General features: G+C 62.9%; 23 protein-coding genes. 9 read left to right on the forward strand and 14 right to left on the reverse strand.

Annotated features, from left to right (window positions below):
• The first annotated feature begins 134 nt into the window (after nucleotides 1–134).
• Together LB558_RS26905 and ybaL are read left to right on the forward strand one after the other, a co-directional pair.
• On the forward strand, nucleotides 135–584 hold the full coding sequence (locus LB558_RS26905) for a host attachment protein (protein WP_224700320.1): 450 nt from the start codon (nucleotides 135–137) through the stop codon (nucleotides 582–584).
• A gap of 223 nt (nucleotides 585–807) precedes the next feature.
• A complete protein-coding gene (gene ybaL, locus LB558_RS26910; protein WP_224700321.1) occupies nucleotides 808–2604 on the forward strand; it encodes a YbaL family putative K(+) efflux transporter in 1797 nt (598 codons plus the stop codon).
• Between the two features lie 70 nt (nucleotides 2605–2674).
• Here the strand turns inward: ybaL and LB558_RS26915 are convergent, their stop codons facing one another.
• A complete protein-coding gene (locus LB558_RS26915) occupies nucleotides 2675–3484 on the reverse strand; it encodes an AraC family transcriptional regulator (protein WP_224700322.1) in 810 nt (269 codons plus the stop codon).
• 117 nt (nucleotides 3485–3601) lie between these two features.
• Here LB558_RS26915 and LB558_RS26920 point away from each other — a divergent pair, with 117 nt between their 5' ends.
• Nucleotides 3602–4522 (forward strand): zinc-binding dehydrogenase, encoded by a 921-nt coding sequence (locus LB558_RS26920; protein WP_224700323.1) that lies wholly within the window; start codon nucleotides 3602–3604, stop codon nucleotides 4520–4522.
• Nucleotides 4523–4535: 13 nt separating this feature from the next.
• Here LB558_RS26920 and LB558_RS26925 read toward each other — a convergent pair whose 3' ends face one another.
• From LB558_RS26925 to LB558_RS26960, 8 genes are all read right to left on the reverse strand, one after another.
• Nucleotides 4536–5288 (reverse strand): SDR family NAD(P)-dependent oxidoreductase, encoded by a 753-nt coding sequence (locus tag LB558_RS26925; RefSeq protein ID WP_095199543.1) that lies wholly within the window; start codon nucleotides 5286–5288, stop codon nucleotides 4536–4538.
• 144 nt (nucleotides 5289–5432) lie between these two features.
• A complete protein-coding gene (locus LB558_RS26930; protein WP_224700324.1) occupies nucleotides 5433–7694 on the reverse strand; it encodes a transglycosylase domain-containing protein in 2262 nt (753 codons plus the stop codon).
• Between the two features lie 192 nt (nucleotides 7695–7886).
• On the reverse strand, nucleotides 7887–8801 hold the full coding sequence (locus LB558_RS26935; RefSeq protein ID WP_224700325.1) for a hypothetical protein: 915 nt from the start codon (nucleotides 8799–8801) through the stop codon (nucleotides 7887–7889).
• A 30-nt stretch (nucleotides 8802–8831) separates the two neighbouring features.
• Nucleotides 8832–8978, reverse strand: a complete 147-nt coding sequence (locus tag LB558_RS26940) for a hypothetical protein (RefSeq protein WP_224700326.1) — start codon at nucleotides 8976–8978, stop codon at nucleotides 8832–8834.
• A 24-nt stretch (nucleotides 8979–9002) separates the two neighbouring features.
• Nucleotides 9003–9257 carry a GlsB/YeaQ/YmgE family stress response membrane protein gene (locus LB558_RS26945; RefSeq protein ID WP_056594910.1) on the reverse strand — a complete coding sequence of 85 codons (255 nt, stop codon included), beginning with the start codon at nucleotides 9255–9257 and terminating at the stop codon, nucleotides 9003–9005.
• Between the two features lie 106 nt (nucleotides 9258–9363).
• Nucleotides 9364–9567, reverse strand: coding sequence for a hypothetical protein (locus LB558_RS26950; RefSeq protein WP_224700327.1), 204 nt, complete (start codon nucleotides 9565–9567; stop codon nucleotides 9364–9366).
• 97 nt (nucleotides 9568–9664) lie between these two features.
• Nucleotides 9665–10285: a ribonuclease D gene (locus LB558_RS26955; protein ID WP_127261153.1), complete on the reverse strand. Its 621-nt coding sequence runs from the start codon at nucleotides 10283–10285 to the stop codon at nucleotides 9665–9667.
• Nucleotides 10286–10407: 122 nt separating this feature from the next.
• A complete protein-coding gene (locus LB558_RS26960) occupies nucleotides 10408–11793 on the reverse strand; it encodes a M20/M25/M40 family metallo-hydrolase (protein WP_224700328.1) in 1386 nt (461 codons plus the stop codon).
• 518 nt (nucleotides 11794–12311) lie between these two features.
• Here LB558_RS26960 and polA point away from each other — a divergent pair.
• Nucleotides 12312–15263 carry a DNA polymerase I gene (polA, locus tag LB558_RS26965; protein WP_224700395.1) on the forward strand — a complete coding sequence of 984 codons (2952 nt, stop codon included), beginning with the start codon at nucleotides 12312–12314 and terminating at the stop codon, nucleotides 15261–15263.
• Nucleotides 15264–15364: 101 nt separating this feature from the next.
• Here polA and LB558_RS26970 read toward each other — a convergent pair whose 3' ends face one another.
• Nucleotides 15365–15769 (reverse strand): Fur family transcriptional regulator, encoded by a 405-nt coding sequence (locus LB558_RS26970; protein ID WP_027037743.1) that lies wholly within the window; start codon nucleotides 15767–15769, stop codon nucleotides 15365–15367.
• 322 nt (nucleotides 15770–16091) lie between these two features.
• Between LB558_RS26970 and LB558_RS26975 the strand changes: the two genes are divergently transcribed.
• The 4 genes from LB558_RS26975 to LB558_RS26990 all read left to right on the forward strand — a co-directional run bounded on the left by LB558_RS26975 (nucleotide 16092) and on the right by LB558_RS26990 (nucleotide 19431).
• Nucleotides 16092–16562 carry a caspase family protein gene (locus LB558_RS26975; protein WP_224700396.1) on the forward strand — a complete coding sequence of 157 codons (471 nt, stop codon included), beginning with the start codon at nucleotides 16092–16094 and terminating at the stop codon, nucleotides 16560–16562.
• A gap of 1075 nt (nucleotides 16563–17637) precedes the next feature.
• Nucleotides 17638–18219 (forward strand): hypothetical protein, encoded by a 582-nt coding sequence (locus tag LB558_RS26980; RefSeq protein ID WP_224700329.1) that lies wholly within the window; start codon nucleotides 17638–17640, stop codon nucleotides 18217–18219.
• Between the two features lie 139 nt (nucleotides 18220–18358).
• Nucleotides 18359–18727 carry a hypothetical protein gene (locus LB558_RS26985; protein WP_224700330.1) on the forward strand — a complete coding sequence of 123 codons (369 nt, stop codon included), beginning with the start codon at nucleotides 18359–18361 and terminating at the stop codon, nucleotides 18725–18727.
• Entirely contained in the window at nucleotides 18724–19431 is a 708-nt protein-coding gene (locus LB558_RS26990) for a hypothetical protein (protein ID WP_224700331.1), read from the forward strand. The genes LB558_RS26985 and LB558_RS26990 overlap by 4 nt, the downstream gene beginning before the upstream one ends.
• Before the next feature lie 135 nt (nucleotides 19432–19566).
• Here LB558_RS26990 and LB558_RS26995 read toward each other — a convergent pair whose 3' ends face one another.
• Entirely contained in the window at nucleotides 19567–20409 is an 843-nt protein-coding gene (locus LB558_RS26995) for a trypsin-like serine peptidase (RefSeq protein WP_224700332.1), read from the reverse strand.
• A gap of 116 nt (nucleotides 20410–20525) precedes the next feature.
• On the opposite strand from LB558_RS26995, the gene LB558_RS27000 reads away from it, so the two are divergent.
• Entirely contained in the window at nucleotides 20526–20807 is a 282-nt protein-coding gene (locus LB558_RS27000) for a trypsin-like serine protease (RefSeq protein WP_318011676.1), read from the forward strand.
• A gap of 68 nt (nucleotides 20808–20875) precedes the next feature.
• Here LB558_RS27000 and mgrA read toward each other — a convergent pair whose 3' ends face one another.
• From mgrA to LB558_RS27015, 3 genes are all read right to left on the reverse strand, one after another.
• Nucleotides 20876–21922: an L-glyceraldehyde 3-phosphate reductase gene (gene mgrA / locus LB558_RS27005; RefSeq protein WP_224700333.1), complete on the reverse strand. Its 1047-nt coding sequence runs from the start codon at nucleotides 21920–21922 to the stop codon at nucleotides 20876–20878.
• Between the two features lie 121 nt (nucleotides 21923–22043).
• A complete protein-coding gene (locus LB558_RS27010) occupies nucleotides 22044–23186 on the reverse strand; it encodes a Gfo/Idh/MocA family protein (protein ID WP_224700334.1) in 1143 nt (380 codons plus the stop codon).
• Nucleotides 23187–23197: 11 nt separating this feature from the next.
• Entirely contained in the window at nucleotides 23198–23944 is a 747-nt protein-coding gene (locus tag LB558_RS27015) for a sugar phosphate isomerase/epimerase family protein (protein WP_224700335.1), read from the reverse strand.
• Between the last annotated feature and the right edge of the window lie 8 nt (nucleotides 23945–23952).

Raw genomic sequence — 23952 nt, forward strand, 5'->3', positions numbered from 1 at the left:
GTCCAACGCCGACGGGGGTGTCGACTGGAACATTACCGGCTCGGGGTGCGTTCTCAAAACACGCGTTACGTCGGATCGAACCGGCTGCGGAATCCTACGAAAGGCCGCCACGCGGCTAAAAGGAGCCTGTCCTCATGAACACAATCATCCTCAAGCACGGTATCTGGGTCATGGTGGCCGACGGCGAGAAGGCGCTTTTCCTCAGGAACGCCGGCGACAACAAATATCCGAATCTCGAGGTGGTGCAGGAAATGCAGCAGGACAACCCGCCCACCCGCGAGCAAGGCAGTGACAGCCCGGGCAGGTACAATGATGGTCCCTCCGTACACTGCAGCGCGGTCGAGGAGACGGACTGGCATCGCATCGGCAAGGAGCGTTTCGCCGATGAAATCGCCGCCCGGCTCTACAAGCTCGCGCATGACGGCGAATTTCGCGAGATCGTGCTCGTCGCACCGCCCATGGTGCTTGGGACAATGCGCAAAAAGCTGCACAAGGAGGTCGGGGACAAGGTGACCGCCGAAATTCCCAAGACATTGACCAACCATGCCATACCGGAAATCGAGGCCTTGCTGCGGGCAGCCTGATCATTGTCGATCGGCCCTGACGGATCGAGACGAATAGCGCCGCACAAATTCCGATTTGACCGGCAGTTCTCTCAGCTGCCGGTCAAATTTTTGCGGCAGCGCCGTCGATTTCATGGCTTTGCGGGTTGCATCGCCGACATACCATCCACCATATGGCAAACAGGCGGCGGCTTTGGGCGGCGCTCATCCAACATCGCTGTTTTTGAAAGGCGCTCCATAGACAATGCCGCATGACACGCCCCTTATCGCCACCATCGTCGCCGGTCTGGGGCTGGCTTTCGTCTTCGGGGCTCTCGCCAACCGCTTCCGTATTCCGCCGCTGGTCGGTTATCTCGTAGCCGGCGTGCTGGTCGGGCCGAACACGCCCGGCTTCGTTGCCGATGCCGGCCTTGCCAACGAACTGGCCGAAATCGGCGTCATCCTCCTGATGTTCGGCGTCGGGTTGCACTTCTCACTCAAGGATCTGCTGTCGGTGCGTGCCATCGCGGTGCCGGGCGCCATCGTCCAGATCGGCTTTGCCACCGCGCTTGGCGCCGGCCTTGCCTGGATGCTCGGCTGGTCGATGGGCGCAGGGCTGGTGTTCGGCCTGGCGTTGTCGGTCGCCTCGACCGTGGTGCTGCTGCGTGCCCTGCAGGAACGGCGGATAATTGAGACCGAGCGCGGCCGCATCGCCGTCGGCTGGCTGATCGTCGAGGATTTGGCCATGGTGCTGGCGCTGGTGCTGCTGCCGGCGCTCGCCGGCGTGCTCGGCGGTCAGGAGCAGGCCGACGCCCATGCGAGCGGCCTGCTGTCACTGCCGGCCAGCTACGGCATCTGGGGCGTCGTCGGCATCACGCTGGCCAAGGTCGCCGCTTTCGTCGTCGTCATGCTGGTGGTCGGCCGCCGGGTCATTCCCTGGATCCTGCACTATGTCGCCCATACCGGCTCGCGCGAACTGTTCCGGCTGGCGGTGCTCGCCATCGCACTCGGCGTCGCCTTCGGTGCGGCAAAACTGTTCGGTGTCTCGCTGGCGCTGGGCGCCTTCTTCGCCGGCATGATCATGAGCGAATCCGAACTCAGCCACCGCGCCGCCGAGGAATCGCTGCCGCTGCGCGATGCCTTCTCCGTGCTGTTCTTCGTCTCGGTCGGCATGCTGTTCGACCCGTTCAGCCTGATCAGCAATGGCTGGCCGATCCTGGCGACGCTCGCCATCATCGTCATCGGCAAATCGTTGGCCGCGTTCGCCATCGTTGTTGCCTTCGGTTATCCCATCGCCACGGCGCTGATAATCTCGGCAAGTCTTGCCCAGATCGGCGAGTTCTCCTTCATCCTGGCTGAACTCGGCGTCGGGCTGAAGCTGCTGCCGGAACAGGGCCGCGATCTCATTTTGGCCGGTGCGATCCTGTCGATCGTCCTCAACCCGCTGATGTTCCTGGCCATCGACTGGATGAAGCCGTGGCTGGAACGGCGCGCCGCCAGGACGGCACCACCGGTTGAGGCAAAACCGGTTGGTCCGGCGACGGAGCCGGGCCAGGTAGCCTCTGTCGCGGCAACGGCGAAAAAGGAGGACGGGCCGCCGCCAAAGACGGCACTCACCGGCCATGCCATCCTGATCGGCTACGGCCGTGTCGGTGGCCTGGTCGGCTCGGCGCTGAAAGAGGCCGCTCTGCCCTTCCTGGTCATCGAGGACTCCGACAAGACGCTTGCGAAGCTGAAAGCGGACAGCATCGAGACCGTCGCCGGCAATGCGGCCAATGCCGAAGTGTTCGCCGCCGCCAATCCCGAAGGCGCCAGCCGGCTGATCCTTGCCATCCCCAATGCCTTCGAAGCCGGCCAGATCGTGCTCCGCGCCCGCGCCGCCAATCCCGGTATCAACGTCATCGCCCGTGCCCATTCCGATGCCGAGGTCGAACATCTCAAGGGTTTGGGCGCCGATACGGTGATCATGGGTGAACGCGAGATTGCGCGGGGGATTGTGGAAGAAGTTCTCGGTTCCAAACCGGAGTTCAGGCGCGAAACCGCCGAGCCATCGGCGGCCTGAGTTCCAAAGCCCGAGCTGCACTCTCGCACGCTGGCACCGCGATCGGCTCGACCACCCTTTCAAGCGAGCATCACGCCACGAATGCAGAGCCGCCATTTTGCGCGATACCACTGAGGTATTTGGCCGGTGGCTTCCCTAGCGCCTTCTTGAACATGGTGATGAAGGCCGTAACGGAACCATAGCCGAGATCGCCCGAGACCTGCTGGACACTCTTGCCGGAAGCCAGTTCCCGAATTGCAACGATCAAGTGCAATTGCTGGCGCCAGCGCCCGAAACTCAGCCCCGTCTCCTTTGCCACAAGGCGGGCGAGACTGCTCTCGCTGAGCGCCACGCGGTTGGCCCATTCCGCCTGTGTGCTGCGGTCGGCAGGATCTTGCGCCAATGCTTCGGCGATCCGCCGCAAGCGCGGCTCGGACGAGATCGGCAGATGCAATTGCTGGACAGGCATGCGTGGCAATTCGGTGAGCAGCATCTTGGCCAAGAGTCCGCCCCTCGCCTCGTCATCCTCCACCCGGTCGGAAAGCTCGATGATCAATTCGCGCAGCAGTGGCGAGATCGAAAGCGTGCAGCACCGCTCCGGCAGATCGGCGGCTCCCGGCTCTATGTAGACGAAAAAAATCCGGGCGTTGGCGGTTGCGACATTGCTGTGCTCCATGCCGCCGGGGATCCACACCCCGCAATGCGGCGGTACCATCCACAGACCGCCTGGGACGCGGCATGTGACGCCGCCGCCGAGCGCGAAGACGAGTTGGCTCTTGCGATGCCGATGGGCGGGCACCTCCGCCCTGGTTTCGGGGACGTCGACGCGCACGGCAATCGCAGGCGCGGAAAGTTCATCCACATCGAAATCGAGCCAAGGGTAGCTGAGAGGCTGCTTCATGGTTGACGGTTTTTAGCGATCAATTGCCTTCATATTTAAATTATTCAGGAGCAAAAGTCGATAGGGTCCACTTGCGAATTGAGCGGTGCGTCACCACGCAGCCAGGAGGTATGAACCATGCTCGCCCTCGTCATCTCCTCCGACAGCGCGACCGGACTGAGGATCTCGGAGCTTGCCGAGCCTCAACCGGCCTCGAACGAGGCGCTTGTCTCGGTCCACGCGACCTCGTTGAACCGCGGCGAATTGCGCCTGCTCGCCATCCGCCCGAATGGGTGGATACCGGGTCAGGACATCGTTGGAGTTGTCGACGAAGCAGCAGCCGATGGTTCCGGGCCAGCCGTGGGCGCCCGAATTGCCGCTCTGGTCGACCAGGCCGGATGGGCTCAACGTGTCGCCGTTCCAACCGACCGTCTCGCGGTCCTGCCGGATGACGTCAGCTTTGCCGCCGCCGCCACGCTGCCAGTCGCGGGCACGACGGCGCTGAGGACGTTGCGCCATGGCGGCGACCTGGCCGGCCAGCAGGTCCTGATCACCGGTGCAAGTGGAGCGGTCGGTCGTTTCCAGATCCAGATCGCCCGCGAGCAAGGCGCCTCGGTGACCGCCATCGCCGCTGCCCGGCATGCCGACGATCTCCGCGGCCTTGGAGCCGAGCAGGTTGTCGGAGCGATCGAAATGGCCGAGGGACCGTTTTCGCTAATCACCGAGTCGGTGGGCGGTCAAAGCCTCGCCCACGCGATCGAGCGCGTCGCACCTGGCGGGACCGTCGTCATGTTCGGTTCGAGCAGCGGCGAACTGACGCCCGTGGGATTCCGCCAGTTCGTTCCCGATCATGAAGGCGCGAGGCTTCAGACCTTTGCGTACTACACGTCTGGCCCGGGCATTGGCGCGGACATCGCATCGCTGGTCACGCTCGTCGCTGCTGGCAGACTCGAAACGCGCGTGGCCCTTACCATCCCGTGGACAGACATTGCTCACGCCCTAGACGCACTGCGACAGCGCAGCTTCAGCGGCAAGGCTGTTCTCACAATAACCGGATGAGCACCCTGTTTTGTCACACGTGCTGGCCGCCATTGATGTGGATTTCGGAGCCGGTCACGTAGGACGCCTGCTGCGAGCACAGGAAAAAGATGATGTCGGCGACTTCCGCCGTGGTGCCAAGGCGCCTGAGAGGAATGGTCTCGACGATCTTGTCAGTGCCCGGCGACAGGATCGCGGTGTCGATCTCGCCGGGCGCAATGGCATTGACGCGGATGCCGTGCGGGCCGAAATCATGTGCCATCTCGCGCGTCAGCGAGCCGAGCGCCGCCTTCGATGTCGCATAGGCCGTGCCGGCGAAGGGATGCACGCGGGTTCCGGCGATCGAGGTTACGTTGACGATCGAGCCCTTGGCCGCCGCCAGTTCCTTGAACAGGCCGCGCGCCAGCATGATCGGCGCGAAGAAATTGACCTGGAACACGTCGCGCCAGACATGCATCGGCGTATCGATCGAATCCATGCGGCTGTTGCCGTCCTTGAGCTTCGGCGAAATGCCGGCATTGTTGACCAGCGCATGCAGTTGACCTCCATGCGCTTCCAGCCGGTGGCGGATTTCGGAGACGGCGATGCCGACATCTTCCTGATCGGCGAGATCGACCTTGATGTGGTCTTCCGGCCCGGCCGGCCACGGGCAGTCCTCGGCGAAAGCCTGCCTGGAGCAGGTGATGACGCGCCAGCCCTCGCGCGAAAAACGCTTGACGGTGGCGTGGCCGATGCCGCGGCTGGCGCCAGTCAGCACGATGGTTTTTCTAGTGTCGAGTTCAGCCATTTCAGGGTCTCCGGGCCGGAGATGTAGCCGAACGACGCCGGGGTGGCGAGAGGCGAGTTGCCGCTAATCCATGTCGCCCAAAAGTAGCCCCGGCTTTGAAGCAACGACATCCATGAAAACAAACGGCTAAAGCGCGCGACCCTCTTAGCCGCCAAGGAGGTCGAGGATCGAGGTCTGCCGCTTCTTGCGCGGACCGCCGACGTTACCTGGCGGCACCGGGTGCTTGATCGACGCGGTTGCGCCGCCATCCTCCGGCATGGAAAGGCCGTCGGCATCGACGGTTTGGGCGGGACGGGCCGCGCGGACCGGCGCTTGGGCAACCGGCGCTGCTGGCCGCGCCGGTGCCTGCTGGCCGACCGACGTGGACGGAACCGGTGCCGTGTTGTTCGCCGAGGGTATCTCGTCGGGGACGATTGTGTCGGCCGGCGTCGATTTCCAGGTGCCGGGCAGCGGCCGCACGGGCACGCCCTCATGCGCGGCGACCATGAACTCGTGCCAGGCCTGCGCCGGCAGTGCGCCGCCGGTGACCTTCTTCATCGGGCTGCCATCATCGTTGCCGAACCACACACCGGTGGTGAGGTTGGCGGTGTAGCCGACGAACCAGGCGTCGCGCGAATTCTGACTGGTGCCGGTCTTGCCGGCCGATGGCCAGGCGAAAGCCGCTTTCCGGGCAGTGCCGATCTCGACCGTGCCCGTCATCATCGAGTTCATCATGCCGACGATCTCAGGCTTGACGACGCGCGGCGCGCTACCGCCGCCGCTGTCGTAAAGCACTTTGCCCTCGGTGGTCGTCACGCGCCGGATGAAATGGATGTCCGGCTTGTAGCCGCCATTGGCGAAGGGCACATAGGCCGATGTCAGCTCAAGCGGCGTCACTTCCGAAGTGCCGAGCGCGATCGAGGTGTTGGCTATCAGGTCGGACTGGATGCCCATGCGGTGGGCCGCCTCGACAACCGCGTTCGGCCCGACCTCCATGGTCAGCTGCGCGGCCACCGAGTTCAGAGACTTGGCCAGCGCGGTGGCCAGCGTCACTTTGCCGAAATACTTGCCACCGTAATTGTCGGGCGTCCAATTGCCGATCTTGATCGGCGCATCGTTGCGGATGCTGTCGGGCGTGCGGCCGGCCTCAAGCGCGGCCATATAGACGAACGGCTTGAACGCCGAGCCCGGCTGGCGACGTGCTTCCGAGGCGCGGTCGAACTGGCTGGTCGAATAGTCGTAGCCGCCGACCATGGCGCGCACCGCACCGGAATCGTCGATCGACACCAGGGCGCCCTGGCTGACGTTGAGCTTCTTGCCGCTGTCGTCGATTAGCCTGCGGATCGATTGCTCGGCGAGCTTCTGCAGGTTCAGGTCGACGGTGCTGTCGATGACGATGTCGCCGCGCACGTCGCCGATCAGGTCGGGCAGTTCCTCCATAATGGTATCGGCGACGTAATTCTCCGACCCGGTCCAATAGGACGGCGCACGCGTTGCCGGCGCGCTCATTGCCGAGGTCAGTTCCTTGGCGCTGATCTTGCCCTCGTCGCGCATGGCGGCGAGCACCAGTTGCGAGCGCTCCTCGGCGGCCTTCGGATCGCGTGCCGGGGACAGCCGCGACGGCGCCTTCAACAGGCCGGCAAGCAATGCGGCTTCCGACAGGGTGACGTCACGCGCGCTCTTGCCGAAATAGCGGCGCGAGGCGGCCTCGACGCCATAGGCGCCGGAACCGAAATAGACCCGATTAAGGTACATTTCGAGGATCTGGTCCTTGGTGTGCTTGTGCTCCAGCCACAGCGCCAGCAGCACTTCCTGCACCTTGCGCTCCAGAGTGCGGTCGGGCGTCAGGAACAGGTTCTTCGCCAATTGCTGGGTCAGCGTCGACCCGCCCTGCGAGAAATGCCCGCCAAGCACATTGGTGACCATGGCGCGGGAAAGCCCGATCGGGTCGATGCCGAAATGCGAGTAGAAGCGCCGATCTTCGATGGCGATGACGGCTTCCGGAATATAGGGCGACATTTCATGCAGGCCGACGGCCTCGCCGCCGCTCATGCCGCGATTGGCGAGCAATTGGCCATCGGCCGAGACGATCTTGATGTTGGGGGCGCGGTCGGGAATCGACCAGGTCGTCGCCGCCGGCATCTTGGCGCCGTAGTAGACGACGATGCCGGCCACGGCGATGCCGCCCCAGATGGCGAGCACGAAGCACCAGTAGAACAGCCGGCCGAGCACGCCGAACAGGCCGCGCCGGCTTCTGCCGCGCTTGACCCGCGACGATTTCCCTTTGGCCGGCTTGCGTTTTGCGGAGGCTTTGCGATTGCTCGGCACGACGCGATCCTCCTCGTTCACCGAAAGACCCACCGAGGATCGCGCCTGCGGCGACCCCTCGAAACTGGGTTCGATGCGACTGTCTCTGCGGTTCGCCATGCGCTGTGCTTGATATCCCCGATGCCTATGGCGTTCGGGTTGAAGAGTAGATGCGGCGATTTAAGGGCGGGTTAAGTCGTGTTCGAATGCGGCTTTGGGGGTTGGGGCAGCGAAAAAGCCACCGTCTGCTCTTTGCAGGTCACCCACCGTCTGCTCTTTGCAGGTCACCCACCGCGCTGTTCGATGCCCCGTTCAGATGGGCTCGAACTTCACATCCGGCTGGTCGGGACCGCCGGCTTGCCGCAACAGCGCGAGAATGTGTTCGCCCCTGTCAACCGGCTGTCGCCTCCAGTTCGAGGCGTTCGTCACGTGCAGCCAGCCATCGACCACCATGAAGAAATCCTCGGATTGATCATGTCCAGCGCCGAAGCGAAGCGATTTGTTTTCAGCGAACCGAACCAGCGCCGGATCGATCGACCTGTAGAGCAGCGGCCAGTTGCCGCCGCCGGAATCCATATGAAACTTGTAGCTCGGGGCGAAATCCAGCCGCCGCCGCAACAGGCTTCCATCGAAAAAACAGAAGCCGGGCCACAGGAACCAGCCGCCCGGCGTCGGCGTATCGCGCCGCACGCTGCCGTAGAGGCTTTTGCCCTCCATCCGGGCGCGGATCGAAAATGGTTCAGTCGGAAAGATGTCATGATCGATGAAGCCGAACAGCTTCGGCCCGAACCTGGGCAAGAAATTCCGCACGATCCAGTTGAGCGCTTGACCGTGCGATCTGCTGACGACCAGCCTGTTCCTCGGCAATGCGACATAGGGGACATGCTGGCGGCGGCAAAGGTCGCGGATGGCTTCCCTTGCCTCGTCCTTGTTGCTGTTGTCGAAAACGATGTAGCTTTCGTGCTCTCCCAGGTATCGGCGTACCAGGTGGATCTGCCATTCGATCATGTCGGGCCGGTTGAAGGCCACGGTGGCGACGACCGCGTCGCGGAATACCTGCTCTTGCCCTTGCAATTCGCAGACCGGCGCGGATGTCCTCAGGAAGCGAAACACCCGCCAATGATAGCGCAGCAGCGCCTCGCGCCTCGGCGGCCTGTTCAGCCTCTCCCATTCCGCAACGGTAATCCCAGGCTGATCGACGTCTTCCGGAGCGTCAGAAGCCACCATGTCGCGCTCCCGCATTCGCTGATCGACGGCTCAGTTCTGCTGGATCGAAATACCCTTGTCGTCGATCTTGAGCTCGACGCCCTTGGGTTTGGTCTGCTCGCGATAGACATAGACACCAAGCGCGATGACCACGACGACGAGCGCGCCAATGAGAAGATAGAGTGTGTTCTGTTTCATGGCGCGCTCTTTCGTTGTCGAGCGTCAAGCTCGCTTCAGGACCTTGACCAGCACCAGCAGGATGATGGCGCCGATGGTGGCATGGATGATCGAGGCGAGAATGCCGCCGCCGATGGAGAAGCCGATCCGCGGGAACAGCCAGCCGGCGATAAACGCGCCGACGATGCCGACAATGATGTTGCCGATCAGGCCGAAACCGAAGCCGGAAACGATGAGACCGGCGAGCCAGCCGGCGATGGCACCGATGATGATGAAGACGAGCAGGCTTTCGACACCCATAGCGATTCCCTCCGAGCAAGAGGACGACGGCGGAGCGGAAAGCCCCGAATCGGCCTCGATATCACGGCTTCAGGCTATGCGAAAGCAGCCGGCCTCGCCAGCTGGCTCACTGGTCGTCATCGTCGCTTGCGGCAGGCCGCCAGCTGGTCGGCTCGACCTTCTTTTGCGTGTGACTGTCGGTGTAGACCCACCAGCCGTCGTCGCGATATTGCGCGAGGGACTCGTTGATGACGCCGTCGCTGTCCTTCCAGGTGACGGAGACCTTGGATCCGTCGGTCGGCGCGGTCGCTATCGGCTTTCGGTCCGTCATGTCATCCCCTTCGACCAACGAAGCTGAGCCGACAGAACGCCGCGGCCTGCATCTGGTTCCAAATCCGGCCATCGGCAGAAGACCGCCGCGACGACCGTCAGCTATGGGCGAAGATATCCTCTTCGTCCCAGCCCATCAGGTCAAGCTTGGCACGCGTCGGCAGGAAGCGGAAGCAGGCATCGGCCTCCTTGGTCCGCCCATCACGCGCCAGCCGTCCGGCCAGCACATCGCGCAACCGGTGCAGATAGAGCACGTCGGAAGCGGCATATTCGAGCTGTTCGGGCGACAGCGTCTCGGCCGCCCAGTCCGACGATTGCTGTGCCTTGGACAGGCCGACGCCGAGAAGCTCGAAGCAGATGTCCTTCAGCCCGTGGCGGTCGGTATAGGTGCGGGTCAGCCGCGAGGCGATCTTGGTGCAGAACACCGGCTCCGGCATCACACCGAACGCATTGTAGAGAACGGCAAGGTCGAAGCGGCCGTAGTGGAACAGCTTGGTTATGCCGCGGTTCCTCAGCAGGCTGACGAGGTTCGGCGCCTTCTTCTGGCCGGGCGCGATCTGGATGACATCGGCGCTGCCGTCGCCAGGCGAAATCTGCACCACGCACAGCCGGTCGCGATGCGGATTGAGCCCGAGCGTTTCGGTGTCGATGGCCACTGCCCCGACATTATAGTGCGAGAGGTCGGGCAGGTCGTTTTTATGGAAACGGATATCGGCCATTGTCTTCTCCGGTCGAGCCTGCAGTGCCCCCTGACCGGCAAGGGACGCTGCAGCGCTTGTCTTCTGGCCCGTCCTCGCCGCGATCCGCTGAAAAATCAACAGGAAAACGGGGGTCCCGCCGCTCAGCGCGTCAAGGCATCGAGAATCCGCGCCCAGGAGCGCTGGCCCTTGTGGAAGGAGCTGAGCTCGTATTTCTCATTGGGCGAGTGAATGCGATCGTCGTCGAGGCCGAACCCGACCAGCAGCGATTCCATGCCGAGATAGGTCTGGAAATCGCCGACCACCGGAATCGACCCGCCGCTGCCCGTCGTCACCGCCGGCTTCGGCCATTCGTCGGACAGCGCGTCCTTGGCCTTGGCCAGGAAGGGCGAGTCGTAGGAAAGCTGGATTGCCGGCGAGCCGCCATGCGGATGGAATTCGACCGAACAGTCGGCCGGAATGCGCTCCTGAACGAACTTCTGGAACGCGGCCCGGATTTTCTTTGGATCCTGCTTGTGCACGAGGCGGAAGGAGACTTTTGCCGAGGCTTCCGCCGCGATCACCGTCTTGAAGCCCTTGCCGGTGTAGCCGCCGATGATGCCGTTGAACTCGGCCGTCGGCCGCGCCCAGGTCAATTCCAGCACCGAGCGGCCCTTTTCGCCCGATGGGATCGACAGGCCGACCGGTCCCAGGAACGTCTCGGGCGTCTCGCCAAGCGTCTCCCATGATTTCAGGATCTGCGACGGCGTTTCCTCGACCCCGTCATAGAAGCCGGGAATGGTGATATGGCCGTCCTTGTCGTGGATATCGGCCAAGACCTTGACCAGGATGCGGATCGGGTTGGCGGCGGCACCGCCATAGAGGCCGGAATGCAGGTCGCGGTCGGCGGCCTTCACCGTGATCTCCTCACCGACCAGCCCGCGCAGCCCGACGCAGATCGACGGCGTGTCGCGGTCCCACATGCCGGTATCGCAGACCAGCGCGAAATCGGCCTTGAGCTCGTCGGCATTGGCTTCAAGGAAGGGCTTCAACGATGGTGAGCCGGATTCCTCCTCGCCCTCGAACAGGATGGTGATGCGGCAGGGCAGATTGCCATGCACCTGTTTCCAGGCGCGGCAAGCCTCGACGAAGGTCATCAACTGGCCCTTGTCGTCGGCCGAACCACGGCCGGTGATCACCTTGTGGTCCGGCCCGACCTCCTTGACCGCGGGGGCAAACGGATCGCTTTCCCACAAATCGATCGGGTCGACCGGCTGCACGTCATAATGGCCGTAAAACAGCACATGCGGCGAACCCGCCGGGCCGTCATGGTGCGCAACCACCATCGGGTGGCCAGGCGTGTCGCGAACGCTGGCGTCGAAGCCGATCAGCTTGAGTTCGGCCACCAGCCATTCCGCCGCCTTGCGGCAGTCGGCGGCATAGGCCGGATCGGTGGAAATCGACTTGATCCTGAGCAGGCCAAAAAGGCGTTCGAGGCTCTGGTCGAGATTCTTGTCGAGGCGGTCGAGGACGGTGGAGACTGCGGACATTTTTTGAAGCCTTTCGATTCAGAACCGGAACCGTAAAGGCAGGACAGGAAAACGAAAAGCCCGCGATCACTGCATCGGCCGGATTCCAATTGGATTTTCCGAAAAGCACGATGCAGCAGACCCAAAGTCTTAGAGCGTCCTTTGTGCGTCCGATAGGACGCACGGCGCTCTAGTAGACCACGGGCTGCAAACGCCTGTCTGAGATAAAAAAGACCGCCGTGGTGGAGGGGAACCACGGCGGCCTTCTACTCGAAACGATGCGGCAGCCCGGAGAGGGGGGATAGGCTGCCGCAGGTGTCCGGGATAGGCGGGGGACGGGCCTTGCTCCGGACTCGGCGAAAACTGCCGATGACATGTATTTGGGTCTGTGAACGTGGCGATTCAAGGGCACGAAAATTACAGTTTTGTAACATGGGCGTGAGCAGGGTGACGGCGATCTGTCAGGGTGTTGCCGGAACCGATAGTTGAGGCCGCCTTTGGCATGGACCAAGCCGCCGCGCCGCGCTATCCCTGCCGACATGAAAAAAGGCGATCATCTCTTCCTTGTCGACGGCTCCGGCTACATCTTCCGTGCCTATCACGCGCTGCCGCCGCTGACCCGCAAATCCGACGGCCTGCCGGTGGGCGCCGTTTCCGGCTTCTGCAACATGCTGTGGAAGCTGATGCTCGACGCCCGCAACACCGATGTAGGCATTGTGCCGACGCATTTCGCCGTCATTTTTGACTATTCGTCGAAAACCTTCCGCAACGACCTCTACCCCGAATACAAGGCCAACCGCTCGGCCCCGCCGGAAGATTTGATCCCGCAATTCGGCCTGATCCGCCAGGCGACCAGGGCATTCAACCTGCCCTGCATCGAGATCGAAGGCTACGAGGCTGACGATCTGATCGCCACCTATGCCAGGCTGGCCTGCGAAGCCGGCGGCGATACCACCATCATCTCCTCCGACAAGGACCTAATGCAGTTGGTCGGCGATACCGTCGCCATGTACGACCCCATGAAGGACCGCCAGATCGGTATTCCGGAGGTGATCGAGAAATGGGGCGTGCCGCCGGAAAAGATGGTCGATCTGCAGGCGCTGACCGGCGATTCGGTCGACAATGTACCTGGTGTGCCCGGCATAGGGCCGAAGACGGCGGCGCAACTGCTCGAACAGTTCGGCGACCTCGACACGCTGCTGGCCCGCGCCGGCGAGATCAAGCAGGACAAGAGGCGCGAATCCATCATCGCTAACGCCGACAAGGCGCGCATTTCGCGCCAGCTGGTGACGCTGATGAACGATGTGCCGGTGGCCGAGGGGCTGGACGACTTCGTGTTGCACGCGCCGGACGGCCCGAAGCTGATCGGTTTCCTCAAGACGATGGAATTCACCTCGCTGACCCGTCGCGTCGCGGAAGCGACCAGCACCGAGGCCGGCGATGTCCAGGCCGTCGCGGTCACCGTCGAACGCGCCGATCATGCCCATGGCCCAGATGTTGGGGCCGGGTTGCCGCCGATTGCCCGAAACGCGTCCGGCACTGAACCGGACGAAGCCGGCGGGACGGCGGAGACGTCAAAACAGGGCGATACCCCTTCCCTGCTCGCGGCACTAAGGCTGGAGCGCGCGGCCACCGGCAAGATCGACATTTCGGCCTATCACTGCATTCGCGATATCGCGGCCCTGAAAGCCTGGGTGGCCGAGGCGCGAGAGGCTGGCATCGCCGCCTTCGATGTCAGGGCGACATCCGCCGACCCGATGCAGGCCGAACTGATCGGCCTGGCCATAGCCACCGCGCCCGGGCGCGCCGCCTATATTCCCTTTGCCCACATGAGCGGCAATGGCGACCTGCTCGGTGGTGGCGCGCTCGAAAACCAGATTCCGCTGCGCGAGGCGCTGGCGGTGCTGAAACCGCTGCTCGAAGACAGATCGGTTCTCAAGGTGGCGCAGAATCTGAAATACGATCTTGTCATCATGAGCCGCTACGGTATCGATGTCGCACCGTTCGACGACACCATGCTGATCTCCTACGTGCTCGATGCCGGCACTCCCCATGGTCACGGCCTGGACTCGCTAGCCGAGAAATGGCTGGGTCATACCCCTCTCCTGCTTAAGGACGTCACCGGCTCCGGCAAAAGCTCCGTCGGTTTCGATCAGGTCGACATCGACAAGGCGACCGCTCATGCCGCCGAAGACGCCGATATGGCGCTGCGGCTCTGGCTGGTGCTGAAACCGCGGCTTGCCGCCAAGGGCCTGGTGTCGGTCTATGAGCGGCTGGAAAGACCGCTGGTGCCGGTGCTGGCGCGCATGGAACAGCGCGGCATCTCGGTCGACCGGCAGATCCTGTCGCGGCTCTCCGGCGAACTGGCGCAGGGTGCCGCTCGCCTCGAAGAGGAAATCTACCAACTCATCGGCGAACGCATCAACATCGGTTCGCCAAAGCAGCTCGGCGACATCCTGTTCGGGCGCATGGGCCTGCCCGGCGGTTCGAAGACCAAGACCGGCCAGTGGTCGACCTCGGCGCAACTTCTCGAAGATCTCGCCGCCGAAGGCCACGAACTGCCGCGCAAGATCGTCGACTGGCGACAGCTGACCAAGCTGAAATCGACCTATACCGATGCACTGCCGGGCTTCATCCACCCCGACACCAAACGCGTCCACACGTCCTATGCGCTGGCGGCGACGACGACGGGACGCCTGTCATCCTCCGATCCGAACCTGCAGAACATCCCGGTGCGCACCGCCGAAGGCCGCAAGATCAGGACCGCCTTCATCACCGACAAGAGCCATCGGCTGGTCTCGGCCGACTACAGCCAGATCGAGCTGCGGGTACTCGCCCATGTCGCCGAAATCCCGCAATTGCGGCAGGCTTTCGCCGACGGGGCCGATATCCACGCCATCACCGCGTCGGAGATGTTCAACGTGCCGGTCGAGGGCATGCCTTCGGAAGTCCGCCGCCGCGCCAAGGCGATCAATTTCGGCATCATCTACGGCATCTCGGCCTTCGGTCTCGCCAATCAACTGTCGATCCCGCGCGAGGAGGCCGGCAACTACATCAAGAAATATTTCGAGCGCTTCCCCGGCATCCGGGACTATATCGAGGAGACCAAGGCCTATGCCCGCGAGCATGGCTTTGTCGAAACGATCTTCGGCCGCCGCATCCACTATCCCGACATAAGATCGTCCAACCCCTCGCTCCGCGCCTTCAACGAACGCGCCTCGATCAACGCCCGCCTGCAAGGCACCGCCGCCGACATCATCCGCCGTGCCATGATCCGCATGGAGGAGGCGCTGGAAAAAGCAGGCCTTTCGGCACGCATGCTGCTGCAGGTGCATGATGAATTGATCTTCGAGACCGTCGAGGCGGAAGTCGAGGCTACGATCCCGGTCGTGCGTCACGTCATGGAAAACGCGGCGATGCCTGCGGTATCGATGTCGGTGCCGCTGCATGTCGATGCGCGCGCCGCCAACAACTGGGACGAGGCGCATTAGACTAGCCGATCGTCGTCATCCCAGGGCGAAGCAGCTCCAGAGGTCTGCGCCGCGCCGCTGCGCTCTTTGCTCCGCCCGTGGATGATGGGTGGAAGGGGGCCTCAAGCCGCTTCGGCCAGGCACTTGGCACACGTCCCGCGAAACTCGATCACCGCCTTCTTGGCGGCGAAGCCGGTGGAGCGCACCCATTCGTCCAATCGGTGGCCGACATCGTGGTCGGACATTTCGGTGACTTGCCCGCATGTGTCGCAAATGGCGAAGGCAGTCATAGAATGGCTGTGGTCGTGCGGCTCGGCGCAGGCGACGAAGGAGTTGATGCTTTCGAGCCGATGCACGAAACCTGACTTCACCAGCGTGTCGAGCGCTCGATATACCTGCAGAGGCGCGCGAAAACCGCGTTCGCGCAGCTGGTCGAGCAAGGTGTAGGCACTGAGCGGCCCGCTGGCGGTCTCGAGTTTCTCGAGCACGCACAGCTGGTTCTTCGTCAGCACATCCCTTGCCGCCATGATCCTGCTTCCAACCCGTCTTGCGTCACTTGTGCCGCGCACAAACGATCCATGTCCCATCCAGATAGCGACGAACAGGCATTTTTGCTACTGTTTCCAGCATTCTGCCCGCAAGGCGGTCGAGAACATCGATCGGAGCGGGGCAACAGGCAGATTGCTCTGCGATATGACGTTCAAAATACTGACAATATCTTCGGCGAGGATTGCCGCGCTTGGAAATTCGGTCGGGCTTGGGGAAGCAATCATGATCAAATTGACGCGGCGGACGCTGCTGGTCGGCGCGTCCGCGTTGACCATGGCCGGCATGATATCGTTCCGGACCATGGCCGCATCGCGCACCTACCATGCGCTGCTGGTCGCCTGCACCGAATATCCCAACCTGCCGCAGAGGAACTGGCTGGTCGGGCCGAAGAACGATGCAGCCCTCGTCCGCGACTATCTCCTGAAGAATGTGCCCGACCCGGTGCGCTTCGCGCCGGAGAACGTCACGCTGCGCGCCAAGGATGTCCCCGGCGCCAGTGGCCTGCCGACCCATGCGGCCATCAAGGCCGCATTGGCCGACCTTGCCGCCAAGGTTCAGCGCGATGATTTCGTCTATCTGCATCTGTCCGGGCATGGCGCCCAGCAGCCGCAGATGGTCAAGGGCGACGAGACCGACGGGCTCGACGAGATCTTCCTGCCCGTCGACATCGAAAAATGGATCAACCGCGGTGCCGGCGTGCCCAATGCGCTGATCGACAACGAAATCGGCGCGGCACTCGACGCCATTCGCGACAATGGCGCCTTCGTCTAGGTCGTCTTCGACTGCTGCCATTCCGGCACCGCGACGCGCGCCGTTGAGGTCGATGACGAGCTGGAGCGTAAGGTCGAGTTCGCCGACCTCGTCGGCGGCAACGAGGCCGAGCGGGCCGCCGCCATCAAGACCTATGACGAGGTGGCCTCGGCCGCCGGCTCGCGCGGCGTCGACGACAATGGCATGCGCAAGCCCGCCTTCACCCTGACCCCGACCGGTGGCGATCCGATCACCAAGGGCAAGCTGGTCGCCTTCTATGCCGCGCAGACGGTGGAGACGACGCCGGAAATGCCGCTGCCCAAGGGTACGGCGGATGCACCGCGGTTCGGCCTGTTCACCTTCACCATCCTGTCGAAACTGGCCGAAAACCCCAACGTCACCTATCGCCAGCTCGGCCAGGCCGTGCTGCAGCAATATTCGGCCGACAGCCGCACCCGGCCGACACCGCTGTTCGAGGGCGAACTGGACGCCCGTGTGTTCGGCACCGACAAGAGCGACGCGGTCATGCAGTGGCCCGTCGTCATCAAGGATGGCGAGGCGACGATCGGCGCCGGGCTGCTGCATCGCCTCACTCCTGGCAGCAAGCTCGCCATCCTGCCTTCGGCGCTGTCGCCGCTTTCCGACGCCGTCGGCTTTTTGGAAGTGCAATCCGCCAAGAATCTGGAAAGCCGCGTCAAGCCGGTCGAGTTCGACAAGAAGCCGGCGCTCAAGGTCGCCGATATTCCCGCCAATGCCTATGCGCGGGTGGCGGAGATCGCCGTCGACTACAAGCTCATCGTGGCGCGCCCGGCTGCGGCCAAGGAACTTGAGAAGGAAACCGCTCTGGTCAATTCGGTTCTCGACGAACTGGCCACAGCCAAGGAGACCGGCTTCAACATCGAGCTGGTCGAGCCCGGCAAAAGTGCCGAACTCCGCTTTGCGGTGATGCGCGAGAATGCTGTTCCCGGCGCCGCCAAGGATGCGACCGACAAGCCGGCGCTGTGGTTCCTGCCGGCGTCGGGCGACGTGACCTTGAAGGACGGCAGCAAGCCACCGCTGATCATCGTACACTTGGATGACCGCCACAAGCTGATCGATGCAACGGCCAGGAACCTGCGCACCATCTTCCGCGCCACCGGGCTTTCGCGGCTGGCGGCGGCCCTCCGACTACAAGCCCGAGGACGTCGACGTCCAGTTCCAGGTCAAACGTCGCGACAAGGACGGCCTCGAACCGCTGCAGGCTTCGGTCGTGCCGCGCGTCTCACCGGGCGACGAAGTCCATGTGCTGGCCAAGAACAGCTCGGACCTTCTGGTCGATATCAATGTGCTCTATGTCGGCAGCGACTATTCGATCACCCATATCGTTGCCGAACGCCTCGCCCCGCAGGCCACGCTCGAGGAGGGGCTGCTGGCCTTCACCGACACCAGCTTCGGCATGGAACGGATGATCGCGGTTTTGACCGAGGCGCCGCCGGAGAGCGAGAAGGAGGATCTGGGCTTCCTGGCGCAGGACGGCGTCGCCTCGGCGACACGCGGAACGGGCTCCGCCGGCTTCTCCGACATGCTGACCGATCTCGGTATGGCGCCGGCAACCCGCTCGGTGATGCGGCTTGCCGACAAGAACGGGCCGAAAGGCGCGGTGATGATCTTCCCGATGGAAACGGTGCCACGCGCCTGAGCGGATGCCGGCGCCCAAGGCCGTCATGGCTCTGTTGTGCCGGCCCTTGCGCGATCGGCGCGATATGAGAACATTCCCGGCCGCGGCCTTGACGCATGACGGCCGGATGAAACGGATAGGATCGATTGTGAAGAATTCTATGTTTTCCTGGCGTGGAACGGTGGCCGGCCTTGCCGGCGGCCTGTTGCTGATCGCCAACGCTTCGGCGGACGATGCCTGCGGCCTGTGCGTCAAGCAGATCGTCACCAACTCGGAACTGGCGACGTGTTTTCTCGATCAATACGACAAGATCGCCAAAAGCAGCAGCGGCGCCGTTGTCGTCGATCTCAGCAACTGCGCCTCGCGCGGCGTCGTCGAAGCCTTGCCGTCACCGAACAAGGGGGCGGCGGAGCCCGACGTACAGTTCATGATTTCGCGCCTGCAGTTGCCATGCCTGAAAAAGAAGCTGGAGACGCCAGGCATCGTGCTTGATCCCTCCGCCACCATTGAACTGGACACCTGCGGATGAAGAAACCGGCGGGCAACACCAGGCAGACAGCAGCCGCCGCACCCGCAAAGGCGCCGGCCGGCAAACCGGAGCTGCCGGAAACCACCGAAGGCTTTCCGTGGCCGAGCAGCCACGAGATCAAGAAGGAGAGCAATCCCTTCACCGACCGCGACTGGCGCATGCTGGTCTATGCCTGGTCGGGCATGGCAGTGCGTCTCGCCATCATCTTCACCTTGATGTTCTCGGTCTATCAGTTCCTGGCCAACCAGGAGCAGAAGCGCGTCGAGCAGACCATGTCGCTGGTCGAGCTCTGGGAAAACAAGGACTACCAGCAGGCGCAGCGCGCCCTGAAGGATCGTCTGACGGGCCTCAACGCCAAATATGACAATCTGCTCAGCGCCACCCCCTCGCCGACCGAGGAGCAGGTGTTCCGGCAACGGATCGGCATCGAGGCGATGACTGCCTCCGGTGGTGACATGCCGCTCGCCGATTTCAGCGAGAATTTCGACCGCATCGTCTATTTCCTCAACCGTCTGTCCTTCTGTGTCGACGGCGATTTGTGTTCGCGCAAGGTGACCGACGCTTATTTCCGCGAGTATGCCGTCTCTTTCTGGAGCTATTTTGCCGGCTACATAGAAAAGCAGCGCAAGGCCGGTTCTCCCACTTTCGCTTCGGCAATCGAGGCCTATGTGCGCAATGGGCCGCGCGCTGCCGAAGCCAAATAGCGACGCGAAAGTCCAGCCTCCGCCTCATGCGCGCCTGCCGCTGGCCGCGTGCAAGGGTCGCAACGAATGCGTCCGCCAGAAAAAAGGCGGCGGGATTGCGCCGCCGCCTTTGTCTCCACCGCCAATGCGCAGTGATTACTTATACAGGCTGTTGATCCATTGGACGTTGGCAGCGTTCAGGCGCACGGCGGTGTTCGCGTCGGGGCTTTCCGCCACGTTGACACCGGTGATGATGCGCTGTTTGGCCTTGTTGTCGTAGGCATAGACCGAGCTGCCGCTCGACCCCGGGAACGTATCGCAGTCATACTGAAAATATTCCGGGGCGATGTTTTCGGCGTGCACTTCGCAGTTTGCCTTCCACATCGTGCCCATCGGCTTGTCGCCGGGATAGCCAACGAGATTGGCGGTGAAGTCGCCGAGATCCTCATAGTTCGCATAGCCCAGCCAGCCGAGATTGGTGCCGACGTCCTGCTTCAGCGTGACGATGCCGAGATCCCATAGCAGAACCGAACCATAATAACCCTGATAATTGTCGATGAAGCCTTGCAGCACATAGGCGCTTTCAAAGCCGAAAGCGCCGAACGGTGCGTCGTCGGCTGTGCTGCCGTTAAGGCCTGGCACGAACAAATAGTCGGAGAGCCAATCCTTGTCCTCATGGCTGTAGAGGCAGTGCGCGGCGGTGAGCACCGTGCGCGGGCCGATCAGCGTTGCCGAGCAACTGCCAAAGCTGCCCGTCTTCGGTGATTTGGCTTCGAGATAGCCGATTGCCGAAAACGGATAGGTCTTGGTGTTCTTGACCTGCTCGCGATCGTCGGTGCCGAAAACCTGGCGGCCGGCTTCGCCTTCGCCGAGGTCCGGATCCTCGGCGGCTGGGGCAAGATGCAGGATGGCACCTTCCCGACCACGCTGATGGTTGCCGACCTCGATCTGCAGCCAAACACCGCCTGCAACAGCGGCATCAAGGCCATCTATGCGCATGATCTGAAGGTCGCGCTCGGCGATCTGTCACACCGTATGCGCTATTCGGAAAAAGGCATCGACGCGGCCGCCAATGCGATTGCCGCCGACATGACCGACCCGCTGACCGGCAACTGATCTGCGCCGGCACCACCAGCGGCGTGCGCGATGCCTGCAATGGCGACAGCGGCGGACCGCTGTTCATGACCGGCACCGGCGGGCCGGTCCAAATCGGCGTCGTCAGCTGGGGCGAAGGCCCGGCTGACGGCAGTGCGGCCTGCGGCCACAAGGACGCCTACGGCATCTACACGCGGCTGGCCAACTACACCGGCTGGATCGAGACGAAGATGAACTCTGCTCCGGCGCCTGCCAAACCAAAGGCGGGACTGGGCACGGCGCAGAAACCGAAAACGCCCTGAACCGCGGCCATTTGGCTTCCTATGAAAGACGGCGGGAGTGCCCGCCGCCCTTATTTGCCGGCTCGAGTCTATTTTCGCGGCGGACCTTTGCGCTCGGCGGAAGCCGCCCACAGATTGATGTCGGACTCCCGCGCATAGGTGTCGATCTCAGCGAGTTCGGCATCGCTGAAGTCGAGCACCTTGAGCGCGCCGACGCAGTCCTCGACCTGCTCCGGCCGGCTGGCGCCGATAAGTGCCGAGGTCACCCTGCCCTTGCGCAGCACCCAGGCCAGCGCCATCTGCGCCAGCGTCTGTCCGCGCTTGCTGGCGATGGCGTCGAGCGCCTTGATGTTGGCGATGGTCTTGTCGTTGATGAAGGCTGTCTTCAGCGACTTGCCCTGGGAGGCGCGGCTGCCGTCCGGAATGCCGCCGAGATACTTGTTGGTCAGCATGCCTTGCGCCAGCGGCGAGAACACGATGGAACCGACGCCGAGCCCTTCGAGAGTGTCGAGCAAGCCGTCTTCCTCCACCCAGCGGTTCAGCATCGAATAGCTCGGCTGATGGATGACGCAAGGCGTGCCAAGATGCTTCAAGATATCGGCGGCCTCGCGCGTGCGCTGCGAATTGTAGGACGAGATGCCGGCATAGAGCGCCTTGCCCGAGCGCACGGCATGGTCGAGCGCACCCATCGTTTCTTCCAGCGGCGTGTCGGGATCGAAACGGTGCGAATAGAAGATATCGACATAGTCGAGCCCCGTCCGCTTGAGGCTCTGGTCGAGGCTGGCCAAAATGTATTTGCGCCCACCCCATTCGCCGTAGGGACCGGCCCACATCTCGTAGCCGGCCTTGGTCGAGATGATCAGCTCGTCGCGATAGGCGGCGAAGTCGGTGCGCAGGATTTCGCCGAAGGCGGTTTCGGCAGAACCGGGCGGCGGACCGTAATTGTTGGCAAGGTCGAAATGCGTGATGCCGAGATCGAAGGCCTTGCGCGCGATCGCCTGCTTGGTCTTGTGCGGCGTGTCGTTGCCGAAATTATGCCACAACCCCAGCGAGATTGCCGGCAGCTTCAGGCCGGAGCGGCCACAGCGGTTGTAGATCATCTTTTCATAGCGGTTTTCGGCAGGCGTGTAGGGCATCGGAAAAATCCTCAAATGGAAACGAGCCGGTCGGCTGCATCGCGACAACGCGGCGAGTTGGCTCTGCCCGTCACCTTTACCCTCTCTCCGTCGGAACGGGGAGAGGGTTGAGGTGTGCTGCCTATTTCTTCTTCGCCAAAAGCTCCTTGGCTTCCTTGACGCCAAGTGCTGCCGGCCGTTCGCAGGTGGTCTGCATGGCGACGAACTTGCCGGTTTCACCGGAGCGCAGCAGGCCGGTCATCACGTCGACGGCGTGCAGCGCCAGCTCCATCGAACAGCGGTGCGGCCGGCCTTCCGCGATCGCCACCGCCATGTCGGCGAGGCCCGATGTGCGGTAGTTGGCCATCATGCCTTGCGAATGCATCTCGTTGGGCACGCCGAACGGATGCTTCCATTTCGGCAGGTTCTTGACCGGCTTGCTGTCTTGCGTGAAGCGCACATCACCGCCGAAGAAATTCGGATCCGGCACAAACACCGTGCCTGCCTCGCCATAGAGCTCCATCGGCGCGTGGCCGTGGGCCCAGACGTCCCAGCTGGTGTTGAGCGTCACCACGGCACCGTTCTCGAACTCCAGCAGGCCATGGATGGTCGTCGGCGTGTTGACCGGTATCTTTTCACCCGCGCGCGGCTTTGAACTGATCGTCCGCTCCTTGGCCGGCGTCGTCGCGAAGGCCGCGACCTGTTTCACCGGTCCGATCAGCTGGATCAGATTGGTGATGTAGTAAGGCCCGATATCGAGCACGGGACCGGCGCCCGGCTGGAAGAAGAAATCCGGATTGGGATGCCAATGCTCCATGCCGTGGCCCATGACATGGCAGGTGCCGCTGGTGATCTTGCCCAGTTTTCCCTCGTCGATCAGGTTGCGCACCAGTTGATGCGCGCCGCCGAGGAAAGTGTCTGGCGCCGAGCCGATCCGCAGACCCTTTTTCTCCGCCCGCTTCTTAAGGTCGAGCCCTTCCTTGACCGACAGCACGAACGGCTTTTCCGAATAGACGTGCTTGCCGGCATCGAGGATCTGCTTCGACACCAAATAATGTACCGCCGGGATGGTCAGGTTGACGATGATGTCGATGTCGTCGGCCTTGAGCAGGTCTTCGACGGTCTCGGCGCGCAGCTTGAACTCCTTCGCCCGCGCCTTGGCCGCCTCCATGTTGATGTCGGCGCAGGCACGCATCTCAATGCCGCGAAACAGCGGCGCCAGAGAAAAATACGCTTTCGAGATGTTGCCGCAGCCGATGACGCCGATGCCAAGTTTCTTTGCCATGCTGATTGCTCCTAATAGGTTTTGGCGGCTGCGATGGAGCGGCGGGCGAAACGCTCGATGTCGTTGGGGTTGTCCTGTTCCATGACGTAGTATTGGGCAGCACTCTTGGCACGCAACACCTTGATCAAGCCGGCCCAGTCGATGGTGCCATGGCCGACATCCGACCAGCCATCCTCATCCAGCCCCTCGCCGGGCTTGGCCATGTCCTTGACGTGGACGGCGCTGATGCGCTTGCCGTGTTTCTCGATCCACGGCAACGGATCATCGCCGCCGCGCACCACCCAGGCAACGTCCATCTCCCAGCTGACATCGGGCGCGGATGACAGGATGTGCTCCTGCGGCACCGATCCGTCGGCAAGTTTCTTGAACTCGAAATCATGGTTGTGCCAGGCAAAGCCGTAGCCGGCCTTTTTCGCGACGTCGCCCACCTTGGCCAGGCGTTCGCCGAAGCCGCGCCAGCCGGCCACGTCGGACGGTCGCTGATCGGGCATCAGGAAAGGGCAGATGAGCAGCGTGATACCGAGTGCGTCGGCGGTTCTGCGCACGCCGTCAAAATCGTTCTCGAGAGCGTCGATCGAGAAATGCCCAGTCGGCATGGCAAGCCCGTTCTTGTCGAGCTCGGCACGGAAAGCCTTGGGATCATCATAGACGCCGCCAAAACCTTCGACTTGCGTGTAGCCGAGCTTGCCGAGCGTGGCGAGCACGCCTTCCCAGGGCAGGAAATTGCGGGCGCTGTAGAGTTGGAATGACCAGTTCATCGTCTCTG

It is taken from the genome of Mesorhizobium sp. CO1-1-8 (assembly GCF_020164875.1).
In the GTDB taxonomy this organism is placed as follows: domain Bacteria; phylum Pseudomonadota; class Alphaproteobacteria; order Rhizobiales; family Rhizobiaceae; genus Mesorhizobium.

Excerpts from the sequence above, each read along its gene's own strand:
- LB558_RS26905 (WP_224700320.1), top strand. The coding sequence starts at position 135 with ATGAACACAATCATCCTCAAGCACGGTATCTGGGTCATGGTGGCCGAC.
- ybaL (WP_224700321.1), top strand. The coding sequence starts at position 808 with ATGCCGCATGACACGCCCCTTATCGCCACCATCGTCGCCGGTCTGGGG.
- LB558_RS26915 (WP_224700322.1), bottom strand. The coding sequence starts at position 3,484 with ATGAAGCAGCCTCTCAGCTACCCTTGGCTCGATTTCGATGTGGATGAA.
- LB558_RS26920 (WP_224700323.1), top strand. The coding sequence starts at position 3,602 with ATGCTCGCCCTCGTCATCTCCTCCGACAGCGCGACCGGACTGAGGATC.
- LB558_RS26925 (WP_095199543.1), bottom strand. The coding sequence starts at position 5,288 with ATGGCTGAACTCGACACTAGAAAAACCATCGTGCTGACTGGCGCCAGC.
- LB558_RS26930 (WP_224700324.1), bottom strand. The coding sequence starts at position 7,694 with ATGGCGAACCGCAGAGACAGTCGCATCGAACCCAGTTTCGAGGGGTCG.
- LB558_RS26935 (WP_224700325.1), bottom strand. The coding sequence starts at position 8,801 with ATGGTGGCTTCTGACGCTCCGGAAGACGTCGATCAGCCTGGGATTACC.
- LB558_RS26940 (WP_224700326.1), bottom strand. The coding sequence starts at position 8,978 with ATGAAACAGAACACACTCTATCTTCTCATTGGCGCGCTCGTCGTCGTG.
- LB558_RS26945 (WP_056594910.1), bottom strand. The coding sequence starts at position 9,257 with ATGGGTGTCGAAAGCCTGCTCGTCTTCATCATCATCGGTGCCATCGCC.
- LB558_RS26950 (WP_224700327.1), bottom strand. The coding sequence starts at position 9,567 with ATGACGGACCGAAAGCCGATAGCGACCGCGCCGACCGACGGATCCAAG.
- LB558_RS26955 (WP_127261153.1), bottom strand. The coding sequence starts at position 10,285 with ATGGCCGATATCCGTTTCCATAAAAACGACCTGCCCGACCTCTCGCAC.
- LB558_RS26960 (WP_224700328.1), bottom strand. The coding sequence starts at position 11,793 with ATGTCCGCAGTCTCCACCGTCCTCGACCGCCTCGACAAGAATCTCGAC.
- polA (WP_224700395.1), top strand. The coding sequence starts at position 12,312 with ATGAAAAAAGGCGATCATCTCTTCCTTGTCGACGGCTCCGGCTACATC.
- LB558_RS26970 (WP_027037743.1), bottom strand. The coding sequence starts at position 15,769 with ATGGCGGCAAGGGATGTGCTGACGAAGAACCAGCTGTGCGTGCTCGAG.
- LB558_RS26975 (WP_224700396.1), top strand. The coding sequence starts at position 16,092 with ATGGCCGCATCGCGCACCTACCATGCGCTGCTGGTCGCCTGCACCGAA.
- LB558_RS26980 (WP_224700329.1), top strand. The coding sequence starts at position 17,638 with ATGCAACGGCCAGGAACCTGCGCACCATCTTCCGCGCCACCGGGCTTT.
- LB558_RS26985 (WP_224700330.1), top strand. The coding sequence starts at position 18,359 with ATGTTTTCCTGGCGTGGAACGGTGGCCGGCCTTGCCGGCGGCCTGTTG.
- LB558_RS26990 (WP_224700331.1), top strand. The coding sequence starts at position 18,724 with ATGAAGAAACCGGCGGGCAACACCAGGCAGACAGCAGCCGCCGCACCC.
- LB558_RS26995 (WP_224700332.1), bottom strand. The coding sequence starts at position 20,409 with ATGCGCATAGATGGCCTTGATGCCGCTGTTGCAGGCGGTGTTTGGCTG.
- mgrA (WP_224700333.1), bottom strand. The coding sequence starts at position 21,922 with ATGCCCTACACGCCTGCCGAAAACCGCTATGAAAAGATGATCTACAAC.
- LB558_RS27010 (WP_224700334.1), bottom strand. The coding sequence starts at position 23,186 with ATGGCAAAGAAACTTGGCATCGGCGTCATCGGCTGCGGCAACATCTCG.
- LB558_RS27015 (WP_224700335.1), bottom strand. The coding sequence starts at position 23,944 with ATGAACTGGTCATTCCAACTCTACAGCGCCCGCAATTTCCTGCCCTGG.